At 38.9% G+C, this 13,759-nt stretch carries 15 protein-coding genes; 14 read left to right on the forward strand and 1 reads right to left on the reverse strand.

Annotated elements, in window-relative coordinates:
- The 4 genes from LCM02_RS03125 (at window position 1) to LCM02_RS03140 (ending at window position 3,581) form a co-directional block, all read left to right on the forward strand.
- Window positions 1–1,056, forward strand: a complete 1,056-nt coding sequence (locus LCM02_RS03125; protein WP_224926867.1) for a bestrophin family protein — start codon at window positions 1–3, stop codon at window positions 1,054–1,056.
- A 53-nt stretch (window positions 1,057–1,109) separates the two neighbouring features.
- Window positions 1,110–1,895 carry an SDR family NAD(P)-dependent oxidoreductase gene (locus LCM02_RS03130; RefSeq protein ID WP_224926868.1) on the forward strand — a complete coding sequence of 262 codons (786 nt, stop codon included), beginning with the start codon at window positions 1,110–1,112 and terminating at the stop codon, window positions 1,893–1,895.
- A 62-nt stretch (window positions 1,896–1,957) separates the two neighbouring features.
- Complete coding sequence (locus LCM02_RS03135; protein WP_224926869.1) at window positions 1,958–2,746, forward strand: class I SAM-dependent methyltransferase; 789 nt, start codon at window positions 1,958–1,960, stop codon at window positions 2,744–2,746.
- 49 nt (window positions 2,747–2,795) lie between these two features.
- Window positions 2,796–3,581, forward strand: a complete 786-nt coding sequence (locus tag LCM02_RS03140) for a carboxypeptidase-like regulatory domain-containing protein (RefSeq protein WP_224926870.1) — start codon at window positions 2,796–2,798, stop codon at window positions 3,579–3,581.
- A gap of 83 nt (window positions 3,582–3,664) precedes the next feature.
- On the opposite strand, the gene LCM02_RS03145 is transcribed toward LCM02_RS03140, so the two are convergent.
- Window positions 3,665–4,174 (reverse strand): fasciclin domain-containing protein, encoded by a 510-nt coding sequence (locus LCM02_RS03145; RefSeq protein WP_224926871.1) that lies wholly within the window; start codon window positions 4,172–4,174, stop codon window positions 3,665–3,667.
- Between the two features lie 330 nt (window positions 4,175–4,504).
- Here LCM02_RS03145 and LCM02_RS03150 point away from each other — a divergent pair, with 330 nt between their 5' ends.
- From LCM02_RS03150 to LCM02_RS03195, 10 genes are all read left to right on the forward strand, one after another.
- Window positions 4,505–5,047: a dihydrofolate reductase family protein gene (locus LCM02_RS03150; RefSeq protein WP_224926872.1), complete on the forward strand. Its 543-nt coding sequence runs from the start codon at window positions 4,505–4,507 to the stop codon at window positions 5,045–5,047.
- 9 nt (window positions 5,048–5,056) lie between these two features.
- Window positions 5,057–6,175 (forward strand): FAD-binding domain-containing protein, encoded by a 1,119-nt coding sequence (locus LCM02_RS03155; protein ID WP_224926873.1) that lies wholly within the window; start codon window positions 5,057–5,059, stop codon window positions 6,173–6,175.
- The gene (locus LCM02_RS03160) at window positions 6,172–6,327 is read left to right on the forward strand and encodes a DUF2256 domain-containing protein (protein ID WP_224926874.1); all 156 of its coding nucleotides are present in this window, start codon (window positions 6,172–6,174) and stop codon (window positions 6,325–6,327) included. Before LCM02_RS03155 ends, LCM02_RS03160 begins: the two co-directional genes overlap by 4 nt.
- Entirely contained in the window at window positions 6,324–7,841 is a 1,518-nt protein-coding gene (locus LCM02_RS03165) for a cryptochrome/photolyase family protein (RefSeq protein WP_224926875.1), read from the forward strand. Before LCM02_RS03160 ends, LCM02_RS03165 begins: the two co-directional genes overlap by 4 nt.
- Window positions 7,842–7,953: 112 nt before the next feature.
- Window positions 7,954–8,436 carry a hypothetical protein gene (locus LCM02_RS03170; protein WP_224926876.1) on the forward strand — a complete coding sequence of 161 codons (483 nt, stop codon included), beginning with the start codon at window positions 7,954–7,956 and terminating at the stop codon, window positions 8,434–8,436.
- Window positions 8,437–8,536: 100 nt separating this feature from the next.
- Complete coding sequence (locus LCM02_RS03175; protein WP_224926877.1) at window positions 8,537–10,126, forward strand: hypothetical protein; 1,590 nt, start codon at window positions 8,537–8,539, stop codon at window positions 10,124–10,126.
- Between the two features lie 33 nt (window positions 10,127–10,159).
- Entirely contained in the window at window positions 10,160–10,567 is a 408-nt protein-coding gene (locus LCM02_RS03180; protein WP_224926878.1) for a DUF4345 domain-containing protein, read from the forward strand.
- A 41-nt stretch (window positions 10,568–10,608) separates the two neighbouring features.
- Complete coding sequence (gene chrA, locus LCM02_RS03185) at window positions 10,609–11,736, forward strand: chromate efflux transporter (RefSeq protein WP_224926879.1); 1,128 nt, start codon at window positions 10,609–10,611, stop codon at window positions 11,734–11,736.
- A gap of 58 nt (window positions 11,737–11,794) precedes the next feature.
- Window positions 11,795–12,790, forward strand: a complete 996-nt coding sequence (locus LCM02_RS03190; protein WP_224926880.1) for a DUF1028 domain-containing protein — start codon at window positions 11,795–11,797, stop codon at window positions 12,788–12,790.
- A gap of 26 nt (window positions 12,791–12,816) precedes the next feature.
- Window positions 12,817–13,746: an MBL fold metallo-hydrolase gene (locus tag LCM02_RS03195; protein ID WP_224926881.1), complete on the forward strand. Its 930-nt coding sequence runs from the start codon at window positions 12,817–12,819 to the stop codon at window positions 13,744–13,746.
- Window positions 13,747–13,759 lie beyond the last annotated feature (13 nt).

Here is a 13,759-nt window from a genome sequence, read left to right on the forward strand (position 1 = left end):
ATGCATACGAAAAAAAATTACACGGCTTTGGAAATGATGAAGTGGACTCGTTTTGAGACACTTCTTTTTATTATTATTATTGGTTTATGGGTGACGGCTTACCATTTTCTGGATCTGGAATGGTTAAGAATTCCATGGACACCTATTGCGTTAATAGGTACAGCAGTGGCCTTTGTAATCGGTTTTCAGAATAATGCGGCCTATGACAGGATCTGGGAGGCCCGAAAAATTTGGGGGGGAATTGTCAATACTTCCAGGACATTTGCGGTATTTGTTAAGGATATGATTGATAATGAGCACAAAAAAGAACCTACAGACTCTGCTGAATTAGAAGATGAAATTAAAACACTTACTTATCGACATATTGCCTGGATGACAGCTTTAAGGTATTCCATGAGGGCCCCAAAGCAATGGGAGACCTCGCATGCACACAGGACAAACAGAGAGTGGGGCTTTATTCCTCCTGAACGAATCTCAAGTCTGGAGGATGAGTTAAGGCTCTATATTTCAGAAAAAGACCTGGCTTATCTCGAAGACAAAAATAATAAGCAAACAGCCTTATTATACCTGCAATCTCACCATTTAAAGGCATTGAAGGTCAAAGGGAATATCTGGGAGTTTTCATTTTTGGAACTGGAAAATGTGATCAAGGAACTCTTTACGTTGCAGGGTAAAAGTGAACGAATTAAGAACTTCCCTTATCCAAGACAATTTGCCACCTTGAATCATTTTTTTATGTGGGTCTTTGTTTTACTTCTTCCCATGGCACTTGTACCTCAATTTGCGGATATTGGGATAAAAATTTCGGATCATCATCCTTTAATTGGAAAATTATTTATTTGGTTTTCTGTTCCCATTTTTACCATAGTTTCCTGGATATTTCATACCATGGAAAGAATTGGCCGGACAGGAGACAACCCTTTTGAGGGAACAGCCAATGACGTGCCGATATCTACAATTGCCAGGGGCATAGAAATTGATCTGAGACAGAATCTGGGAGAATCTTTGGAGGAAATTCCGGATCAGTTCCCGGCGAAATATGATACCCAGTTTTAGGCTGAAATGATTCGTTTGGCTTCAAGCAAGATCTTTAGCATTATTTTTTAAAAATGACAGATAAATTAATTTTAATAACGGGAGGTTCAAGCGGTATAGGTAAGGCAGCTGCTGTCGAATTATACAAGCTTGGAGCAAGAATTATCCTGCAGGCTCGTGATGTTCAGAAACTAGAGCAGGCAGCTAAAGAAATTGGCCCAACCGGAGAACGAATTGCCTGTTATTCTGCAGATTTATCTGATAAAAATTCTGTTGAGGAATCAGCGAATCTTATTGTTAACAAAGAGGGCCTGCCTGATGTGGTGATCAATAGTGCAGGGGCAGGCGAGTGGCTGTCTTTTAATGAGTCGTCTCCCGGACATTACGAAGATACCATGGGATCGCCATATTTGGCAACAGCTTTTACCTGTAAAGTGTTTTATGATCTGATGCGGGATCGGGGTAAAGGACATTTTATCCTCATCAATTCTGCTGCCTGTTATTTTGCTTTTCCAGGAGCAACGGGCTATATTCCTGCAAGATGGGCCATGCTCGGATTTTCAAGGTCATTACAGGCTGACCTGTACAATACAGATTTTAAGGTGTCTATGATTGCTTTGGGAAAAGTAAAATCTCCATATTTTGAAAATAATCCAATCAGTGAAGACCGTATTCCCAAGGTTGTCGACTGGTTAATACCTACCCTTTCCGTTGAAGCTTCTGGAAAGATTATCTCAGCTGTCGTGAAAAATAAAAAATCCATTGTTAACAGGCCACGAATGATCTCGGTTATGGTTTTATTAAATCGGTTGGTTCCGGGCTTATTCAGATGGGTCATGCGAATAACAGGACATAAATAGATAACTTGGCGCCCTTGATTCTGTGAATTAAAAATGATTCTGTATTTAAACAAAAAAATAATATGAACTATATTCAAGTTAATCGGAAACTCTGGGATCAAAAGACTGAGTTTCATTACGAATCCGAATTTTATGATGTTGAGGATTTTATAAAAACTGAAAATTCATTGAACCCAATAGAAATTGATTTACTCGGTAACCTGAATGGGAAAAAACTCTTACACCTCCAATGTCATTTTGGTCAGGACAGTATTTCTTTAAGTAAGTTGGGAGCCGATGTTACCGCCGTAGATTTTTCTTCAAAGGCCATTGAAAAGGCAAGAATTTTAAATGGTAAAATGAATGCAAATGTCCGATTTATCGAAAGCGATGTTTATAAATTGCCTGAGGTTCTTGATCAAAAATTTGATGTCGTTTACACTTCATATGGCGTACTGGGCTGGCTCCCTGATATGAATAAATGGGCGGAAATCGTGAGTTCTTTTTTAAAACCTGGAGGGATGTTAGTCTTAGTAGAGTTTCATCCTGTGGTCTGGATGTTCAGTGATGATTTTAAAAAAATTGAATTCAAATATTCAGACCAGGACCCTATTATTGAAGAGTATCAGGGGACCTATGCCGATCGAGATGCTGCTATGACAGGTAAATCTGTTTGCTGGAATCATGGTTTGAGTACGGTACTGGATGGACTGATCCGGCACAAATTAGAGATCAGGGGTTTTGAAGAACATAGTTATTCTCCCTATGATTGTTTTGAGAATACCGTTGAGGTAGAAAAAGGAAAATATATGATTAAGGGTTTGGAGCAAAAAATACCAATGATCTACTCCGTTAAGGCGGTAAAAAAATAGCTTTAACATAAAAATGAAGAATAGATTGTTACTAATAATATGTCTTCTAATGTTATCAAAAGTTGTGTCATCCCAGGAATACACGATGGCAGGAAAAATCCTTGATATAGAAACCGGGAAGCCCGTTGTTTTTGCAAACATTGGTTTTTTTAAAAAAAATATCGGAACAGTTTCAGAATTTTCAGGAGCTTTCAAATTAAATATTGGAGAAGATTTTCTTAGAGATTCCTTAACTATAAGTCATATCAGTTACGAATCAGTTAGCATTCCTTTTAAGGAAGGAAAGGGTCAAACCATATTTTTAAAGCCTTTAAAAAACGAATTGGAAGAGGTGTTACTTAAATCCCGGAAAATAAGAACTAAGAAACTGGGCGTTAAAACATATAATCGATTATTATGGCTGGATGGTGTGTCTAAAGAAGACGACATTCTTGAAAATGCCCAATGGATCAATATTCCTGACGGAAGAGTCAGGATAAAGGCGGTCAATGTTTTTTTAAGAAACGGATTTGAAGCAGACAGTGCCTATATCAGACTTAATTTTTACAATAGAAATGAGCTGGGTGAACCCGATGAAAAAATAGTTTACAAGCATGTGCTGAAAAAGAAAAAAATAGAACAGGGATGGTTAAAACTGGATCTCACAAAGGATGACCTTTATCTGGAGGAGGACTTTTTTATTGGCGTGGAATTCATTCCTAATTTTAAGAGCCCACAGGAAGTCTTTATAGGGGCTATCCTTACGAAAGGTAAAGGGTATCATAAAACGTCGAGTCAGGGTACCTGGAAAAAAATTGAAGGAGCCTCAGCGATCAATGTCGATATAGAATATTGATAAATAGGGTCTGGATCTTAAATGATGACGCATAAAAAAACAGAGGTTTTACCTCTGTTTTTTTATTTATAGATCGGGTCTTATTAGTTTCCTTCTAACTCATCCCACAAAGCTAGAATATCTCCTGGTGTTAATGGTAGCAATACATCTTCGATCGCATGTACCATTCCGTTGGATGCAGATTGATTTGCAAGGAAAATTTTAGAAGAATTCCCTACGGCAAAAATATTTCCGGTCTTGTCCACTTGAAAAGAAGCGCCATCAAGCATTGTCTGAATGGTTCTGTTATTTCGTCCTCTTGCCAGAACACTGTTTGATCCTCTTCTTCCTGGTGTCAAATGATACTCTAATACGGCTAATACGATCGGAGCAGGGATATCGGTAATGTCATCGATTGTCTCATCTCTGACTCCGTCCAAAAATTCTAACAAAGCGACAAATGCATCATCATCTGGGGCGAAAACAGTTGTTTGTCCTTGATTCGTACTAAGCGCTTCTCCCAGTCCGGCATTTAATTCGGAGTCTACGTAGGCAACTGCTCCTAATAATTGATTAAAAATTCCGAAGCTTTGAGCGGCTTGTACGATGGTCACATCTCCAGGTTTATTAAATTTCTTGTAAGAATTCTGATTATCTTCTACGGAATTATCATCATTACACGATGTAAATACCACGAAAAGACAAAAGGCGATAAAAGTTGTAAATTTTTTCATGACATATATAATTTTAGTTAATGTTCAACAAATATATACATAAAGTTGAACAAAAACAAAAGAAATACTATATTTGTTTAATAAAAAATCATAATAAGTTGAACATTATAAGTAATGAGACCCTTTTGCATCTCACAATTGGTAAGTATTCGTGTAAGTATTGTATAAAGTAAGTAACTTTAAATGTATCAATCCAGACATTTCGAAAGCATGAGACAAATCGTTTATTACGTTGCTATTTCAATTGATGGTTTTATTTCGGGACCTCAAGGAGATATTTCAGGATTTAATCAAACTGCTGACAGTGACGGTATCAGGAAATATTTTGAAGATTTAAAAGGCTTTGATACAGTAATCATGGGAAGAAATACGTATGAATTTGGCTATCAATTCGGTCTTAAACCCGGTGAACCCGCTTACCCGCACATGGAACATCTTATTTTTTCAAACAACCTTAAATTCAAATCTTCTCATAAGTTAGTGACTGTTGTGAAGCCCGATATAGCTTTGGTCAAGGATTTAAAATCTGAAGTTGGGTCGGACATCTATTTATGTGGTGGTGGACAATTTGCGGGTTGGCTCTTGGATCATGAAATGATAGATCAACTCATTATTAAACTTAATCCGATTGTTCTATATGATGGAATTCCACTTTTTGGGCCCTCTATACGACAGGTGTCATTGGAGTTGATCGAATCGAGAGCGTATACCCACGGACTTCAGCTGCTACATTATAATATCAATTACGAATAAGCAGACACTATGTTAAGCACAAGCAGCAATATCTTTCCAACGTCTCTGGACAAAATAAATGATCGGGTTTCAAATATCGATCCTGTTGCTTATGCCTCTACACGAAACTATAAGAATGGAAAGGTTACCAAATTGAGCCCCTATATTTCAAGAGGAGTAATTTCTACGAAATTTGTTTTTAAACATATTCTGAATCTGGATTTACCCTGGAACAAAATTGAAAAACTGGTTCAGGAATTGGCGTGGCGAGACTATTGGCAACAAATCTGGAAGGCTAAGGGTAATGATATCAGTAAGGAACTAAAGAGAAAGCAGGAAAAAGTAGATCATTTTCAGATACCTCGATCAATAATGAATGGGACTACGGGTATTGAAGCAATAGATAAGGCTATACGTGAATTTTACGATACAGGCTATATGCATAATCATATGCGGATGTATGTGGCGTCATTAGCTTGTAATGTAGGGAGGTCGCATTGGTTAAATCCCGCGCGCTGGATGTACTACAATTTGCTGGATGGGGACTGGGCAAGCAACGCTTTAAGCTGGCAGTGGGTAGCAGGGTCAAATTCCAATAAAAAATACTATGCCAATCAGGATAATATCAACCGTTATTTTTCAAGCCATCAAAAAGGGACCTTTTTAGATGTATCCTATGATAAATTTGACCTTCTGGATGTTCCCTCAGAATTATTCAAAACTAAAAAATTTGAAGGGGTTACGGATGTATCTGAAGTGTCTGTAACAGAAACGTCATTGCTTGATAAAAATCGAAAAACCTTGATTTACAACTACTACAACCTTGATCCAAACTGGCATCAAGATGAAGACTGCCAAAGAATCTTATTAATGGAGCCTTCATTTTTCAGGCTGTACCCGGTAAGTAAAAAATGTATTGATTTTTCGCTTCAGTTGTCGAAAAATATAGATAATATCAAGGTGTTTGTAGGTGAATTTGATGAGCTTACCCGTTTCATCAGCAAGGAGCATATTGTATTTAAAGAACACCCAACCAATCGTCATTATAAAGGAAAGGAGGAGCCGAGAGAATGGATGTTTGAGGTAGAGGGGTATTTTCCATCATTTTTTGGTTTTTGGAAGAAGTGTAAGAAAGAGATGAGAAAATGAAAAAAAAGAAAAGCATGCTTCCAAGTAAAATATGTCCTGTTTGCGGATTGCCTTTTTCCTGGAGAAAGAAATGGGAAAAAAACTGGGAAGAAGTGAGGTATTGCAGTGAAAGGTGCCGAAGAAAGAAATCACTTAAAAAATCTGAGGTATGAAAAAGATAGGCCTGATATTTCCGCATCAATTATTTAAGGAACATTTGATTTACAAAAAATGTGATCGGTTATTCCTTGTGGAAGAGTTTCTTTTTTTTAGACAGTTCAGTTTTCACAAACAAAAACTGGCATTTCATCGGGCAAGTATGAAGTCTTATCAGAAAATGCAGGAAGCGGCAGGCCTAAAGCTAACCTATATTGAAAGTTCAAAGGAGTATTCTGATATAAGAAGTTTCATTCGAAATCTGTCATCTCACCCAGAAGAGAAAATGGGGATTAAGGAAGATAAGGAATTTGAGATCCATTTTATTGACCCTACAGATGACTGGTTATCAAAACATATTAAAGATTCATGTGAAAGCCTGGAAATAGATTGTATACAATATGATTCACCATTATTTATAAATAATAAGAATGAATTGCAATCCTTTTTTAGAAAGGACAAAAAATCTTTTTTTCAAACTACTTTTTACAAACAGCAAAGGAAGCGTCTTGGTCTACTTATGACCGAGGAAGGAAAGCCCGAGGGAGGAAAATGGACCTTTGATGCAGAAAACAGGAAAAAATTTCCTAACAACCGTCAGGCCCCTGTTGTAAAATACCCTCAAACCAATAGTATATGGGAGGAAGCCGTAAAATATGTAGAGGACCAGTTTTCAAACAATCCAGGGGAAATTACAAATTCTCCTATATATCCTTTTGATCATGAGGAGGCTCAGTCCTGGTTATCTCAATTTCTGGATTTCCGTTTTCATTACTTTGGTGATTATGAAGATGCTATCTTGGTCAACGAATCCATACTACATCACAGTCTCTTATCTCCGCTGATAAATGTTGGCCTATTGACTCCGGAGCAAGTAGTTGAGCAAAGTGTTCATTTTGCTGAAACCCATAATGTTCCTTTGAATTCAACTGAGGGCTTCATACGTCAGATTATTGGATGGCGTGAATTTATAAGAGGGATATATGAGTGTAAAGGAACTTTTTCCCGTACAAGAAACTTTTGGGGTTTTAAACGTAAAATACCTGATAGTTTTTACAAGGGAACTACAGGCATTGATCCTATTGACCAAACCATTAATAAAGTCTTAAAGACAGGGTATTGCCATCATATTGAAAGGTTAATGGTGCTTGGGAATTTTATGCTGCTCTGTGAGTTTGATCCTGATGAGGTGTATCGCTGGTTTATGGAACTATTTATTGATGCCTATGACTGGGTCATGGTTCCTAATGTATATGGCATGAGTCAGTTTTCGGATGGAGGAGTTTTTGCGACCAAGCCCTATATAAGTGGATCAAACTACCTGAAAAAGATGAGCGACTACAAGCCTGGAGAATGGACAGCCATATGGGACGGCCTTTTCTGGCGATTTATTGATCAACATCAGGATTTCTTTAAGGGAAACCCCAGGACTTCCATGTTATATTATTCTTATCAGCGAATGGCTGATGAAAAAAGAGAAAATCATTTATTGCATGCTGAAACATTTTTAAAGTCTCTTGACAAGGCATAGATTTTAAGTGATTTGCAATATGTTGTGCAATTTTATTTAAAAAAATTAGACATAACAGGCCATTCTTGATTTATTTTTTATTTTTAGTCCTTATCCAAAGAAATCGATTTGTATGGAAAGTTATGTCATTGCCAGAGTCATTCATGTCATTGCTGTGATTTTATGGATTGGTGGGGTAGCCATGGTCACTACCGTGATTATTCCTTCGGTAAAGAGAATGTCTTCCAAGAAGGATCAGATCAAAACTTTTGAGCAAATTGAGGGAAGGTTTTCTCTACAGGCCAAAGTAACTACCTTGATTACCGGCCTTTCAGGATTTTATATGATCTATGTTCTGGATTCATGGGAGAGGTATCTTCAATTAAAGTTTTGGTATATCCATGCCATGACTCTGGTTTGGATTATTTTTACTTTAGTCTTGTACGTTTTGGAGCCTTTGCTGTTGCATAAGCTATTTAAAAGTTACGCTGAAAAGCATCCCGAAAAAACCTTTTCAATTATGCACCGAGCACATTGGATCTTGTTGGTGCTAAGTTTGATTACCACAGCAGGTGCCGTAGCTGGAAGTCACGGACTTTTTATTATGAACAATTGATGAACTAATTCCCTTAACCAAACCTATGAAGAACTCTAATTTTTTAATTTGCACTTGTTTGCTCCTGACCCTTTCCATGTTATGTTCATCGGAAAAATTAATGAGTCAAAATACTGATAAAGATGACATTGAATATAATAATCTAATTTCTTTATTTAAAGAATGGAGGTCTTTTGAAAAGCCTCCTTTACGTGAGGGTGCCCCTGATTATACCGCTGCAACTTTTGAAAAAAGAGACGCGAAGTTTGAAGACTTGAGAAAGAGACTATTAGCCATTGATACTGTTGGGTGGGATGCGGAAAATCAGATTGACTGGATGATCGTCTGGGCTGAAATGAATGGCTATGAATTTAACAGGAAGATTCTAAAACCCTGGGAGCGGGATCCCGCTTTTTATAAGTCGGTCTGGAGTTACAGAAGTGATGTTCCGGCTCATGAAGGCCCAACGCATCATATGACAACAGAACTCTGGCAGTATGAATTTCCTCTTGACAAGAAAAGCAGAGCTCGTTTACTAGGAGATATTAAAGTTATCAAACCATTAAATGAGCAGGCCAAAATAAATTTAACCGGAAATGCCAGGGATCTCTGGATAACAGGTATCCGTGATATTGAATGGCAGAGTTACAGCCTGGGGAAGATTCTGGAAAAGCAAGATGTTATTGAAGACAAAGAATTATCAGCTGAAATTATGGAGGCGAAAACAAGTACGGACGATTTTGTAAAATGGCTGAAGGAGAAATCAGTGCTAAAAACAGGACCTTCAGGTATTGGTAAAGAAAATTACAGCTGGTATTTGCAATATGTACATTTGGTTCCATTGAGCTGGGAAGACGAAGTGATGATCCTTAAAAGAGAGCTTGCAAGAGCCTGGAGCTCCTTAAAACTAGAGGAACATCGTAACAGGGAGCTTCCAGAGTTGATTCCAGCAAATAATAAGGCCGATTTTGATCAACTTGCTGAAGAATCAGTACAAAATATCATGTCTTTTTTAGAAAATCAGGATATTGTCACGGTCAAGGAATACTTTGAGCCAGCCCTTAGGGAGCATATGGGGACTTATCAGGACCCTGAGAAAAGAAATTTCTTTACCATAGGAATGCATTATGATCCACGTCCGCTATACTCCCATTTCTACCATTGGTTTGAATTGGCACGAATGGATACAGAACCTCATCAAAGTGAGATCAGAAAAGGGCCCCTGCTCTACAATATATTTGACTCAAGAAATGAGGGAACCGCAACGGCGGTAGAGGAAATGTTTATGCAGGCGGGCCTTTATGATGAGAAGCCAAGAGTTCGGGAGATCGTCTACATCATGATTGCTCAGCGCGCTGCTAGAGGATTGGGTTCACTTTATGCCCACGCCAATGATATGACCATGGAGGAGGCAGGAGGGATCCATTCAGAGTATACCCCAAGAGGGTGGATGAAAACCGAAAAGGAATTGCTGATCTTTGAACAGCATCTATACCTGAGGCAACCCGGCTATGGAACCTCTTATATTACAGGGAAATACCTATTGGAGAATGCAATGGCCGATTATGCTAAAATGAAAGAAGATAACAAGGAGGATTTCAGAGTGAAAGATTTTTTTGATGAATTGAACGGAATAGGAAATGTTCCAATTTCACTGGGACACTGGCAAATGACCGGACAGTCTTCTCATTTGGATAAGATCATTCGCTAATTAGAACAAGAATAGGGCTCATTACAGAAAATTATGGATTCATATTTCAGTAGAAAAAATCTGCATTTGATCATTTGTGTGATCATCGTTATCCCGGCTGGATTTTTGTATGGTACTCCTCATGCTTTTATCTTGCCGGAATTGATGAATGTCCAGACGACATCGGTGGATCTGAAAAACATATTAAAGGCTCTGATGGCACTCTATTTTGGGATCGCCGCGATCTGGATCACCGGTATCATTCGGCCTGATTTTTGGAAATTTGCAACAATTCTTGTTATTGTATTTATGGCATGTCTGGTGCTCGGAAGAACCATAAGTATGGTCACAGACGGAAAACCATCTTTATTTTTGATTTTGGGGTTGTTTGGGGAACTTGTACTGTGTTTGTTCGGTTGCTGGCAGTTTTATCAATATGGAAGGAGTAGTGGTAATGGATGAAATCTTTTCATTTAAATTTTTAGCATTTAGTTTCAGAAAGCATGCCTGAGAGCAAGAATAGATTATTAGAGGTTTTTGGATTGTTTTTAAAACTAGGCTGCATCGCTTTTGGGGGTCCTGCGGCTCATATTTCGATGATGGAGGAGGAAGTTGTTACCAAAAGAAAATGGATGAGTCGCCAGTACTTTTTGGATATGGTCGGGGCCACTAATCTTGTTCCCGGGCCTAATTCCACGCAAATGACCATGCACTGCGGCCACGTCAGAGCCGGATGGAAAGGGCTTTGGGTAGCTGGGATTGCGTTTATAGGCCCCGCGGTGTTTTTCACGTTGATTCTAGCCATAATATACGGTACATATGGGGAAGTCCCTGAAATTGCACCTTTCTTTTTTGGGATCAAACCTGCCGTGATCGGACTTATTGTAAATGCAACTTTCAAATTGGGTAAAAAAGCATTTAAGAATTTGGAATTGATCATTTTGGGTGTCGCAATAACGGTGATGTCACTTTATGGACTGGATGAATTCCTGCTGATTATAGGTAGCGGGGTTATTGGGATGCTATTGATGGGTTTTCGAGAACCCGTACGGTTCAGGTCGGTATCATTTCCATTACTGATCGCAATGAAACCCCTGGTAGCTGTAATTACGAATAAATCGATCTTTTTGACCTTTTTAAAAATCGCTATGGTACTGTTTGGTAGTGGGTATGTGCTCATAGCTTATCTGGATGCTGAACTAGTAGAAAAGCTGGGATGGCTGACCAAGGACCAGCTTCTTGATGCTATAGCCATGGGGCAATTTACTCCAGGCCCGGTTTTGACCACTGCAACTTTTGTGGGTTACCAGATGAACGGCTTGTCAGGGGCCTTATGGGCTTCACTGGGGATGTTTCTTCCTTCCTTTTTTCTGGTGGGTCTCCTGGTGAAATTGATTCCATATTTGAGGAAATCGGTTTTGCTTTCAAAGTTTCTGGATGCCGTAAATGCCGGGGCGGTGGGTATCATGATCGCAGTGACACTCAAACTTGGATATGAACTTGCTTTTGACTGGCGAGCTGCAGTTCTGATGGCTCTAAGTATATTGATCACCTTTTTTATGAAAAAAATCAGCCCCTTATGGATTATTCTCGGAGGAGGAATACTGGGTTATTTGATAAACTTATTTTAGCTTTTTCAGAAGCTGTCAGGAAATAATTATCTTTAGCTCGTCATCTAAAACCTTTGCCATGAAACTATGCTTTTTAAGATTTGTAACTGTTTTTTTTATTATCGGATCCTTTTTAGAAATAAACGGACAAACTGTTTATAAGGACCAATTCGCACATACTTTTTCAATTGTTGCCAGAGATGCCAGGACCGGGGAAATGGCTGTAGGTGTCCAGAGCCATTGGTTTTCTGTAGGGACCATAGTTTCGTGGGGTAAATCGGGCGTAGGCGTGGTAGCTACTCAGTCTTTTGTGAATCCTGCCTACGGACCAGAAGGGATAGCCATGATGGAGAATGGGAAAAGTGCCAAAGAAGCCCTAGACTTTCTGGTAGCTAAGGATGAAGGAAGAGAAGTAAGGCAAGTAGCCATGCTGGATGCAAAAGGAAATGTTTCAGCACACACCGGTAAGAAATGTATCGTTTCAGCAGGTCAGATCATTGGTGAGAATTATTCCGTTCAGGCAAATATGATGCTTAATGATAAGGTGGTTCCTGCTATGGCTAAAGCTTTCGAGGAGCATGCCCACCTTCCTCTTGCCGATCGAGTTCTGGCTGTTTTAATTGCAGCACAGGAGGCAGGAGGTGACATAAGAGGGCAGCAATCCGCCGCAATAATCGTTGTGCATGGCGATAAAGTTGATCAGCCATGGCTCGACAAAAAAGTTGACCTTCGTGTTGATGATCATCAGGAGCCGCTAAAAGAAATGAAAAGGCTTTTAAAGGTTCATAAGGCTTATGATCATTTGAACAAGGGAGACGTTGCCATGGAAAAATCAGATATGGCTCTCGCCCTTAAAGAATATGCAGCAGCAGAAGCAATGTTTCCAAACAATCTGGAAATGAAATACTGGAAAGCTGTGACACTGGCAAATAATGGCAAACTGGATGAGGCCAGACCCATTTTTAAAGAGGTTTTTGAAAAGGATGAAAACTGGAGGACTTTGACCAGGAGGCTGCCGGCTTCGGGACTTTTGACAGTATCCGAAGAGGAAATTCAAAAAATACTTGACCTGTAACTGCTTTAGATACTGTGATGAGATTTATGTATAAATGCCTGTTTCCAGTTCTGTGCCTGTTTTTTTATCCAATGTACTCGCAGGAGTCAGGTGATGTGCTCTTGCTTGTATTGGGTACGGTTCAGGATGCCGGATCGCCCCATGCTGCCTGTAAGAAAGCCTGTTGTGCGGACCTGTTCGGAAATCCGAACCCAAAAAGAAAGGTTGTTTCGTTAGGATTGATTGATAAGATCAATAAAAAGAAATATTTGTTTGAAGCTACACCAGACATGACGAGCCAAATGAAAAGCCTTTCCCGATCAGGAGGGTTTCATGATCGCGAAACTCCAGATGGTATATTTTTAAGCCACGCCCATATTGGTCACTATACCGGATTGATGTATCTGGGTAAAGAAGCAATGAATGCGGATCGTGTGGTTGTTCATGCGATGCCAAAAATGAAAGAATATCTGGAGAATAATGGCCCATGGAGTCAATTGGTTGGCAATAATAATATTAATATCAACAAGCTATTTAATCAAAGGCTAATGGCATTGTCAGAAGAAATTAGCGTGGAGCCTGTACAGGTTCCTCACCGCGATGAATATTCAGAAACGGTTGGGTTCAGAATTAATGGCCCGAATAAAAGCGCTTTATTTATACCTGATATTGATAAATGGGAAAAATGGAACCTAAACATTGCTGATGAGGTCAAAAAGGTGGATTATGCCTTTCTGGATGCGACATTTTTTGATGCAAAAGAGATCAATAACAGGGATATTTCAGAAATCCCACACCCTTTTGTCATTGAAAGCATGAAAAAATTTCAGTCTCTGAATGATAAAGAAAGATATAAAGTGATCTTTATTCATATGAACCATACAAATCCACTTCTGGACCCTGCTAGCGAAGCCACCAAAGAGGTTTTGAAGAAAGGTTTTAGAATAGCAAGGTATAATGATGTATTTTCGCTTTAGGACCATGATGAAT

Origin of the sequence: Lutimonas saemankumensis, assembly GCF_020171465.1 — a bacterium.
Taxonomy (GTDB): domain Bacteria; phylum Bacteroidota; class Bacteroidia; order Flavobacteriales; family Flavobacteriaceae; genus Lutimonas; species Lutimonas saemankumensis.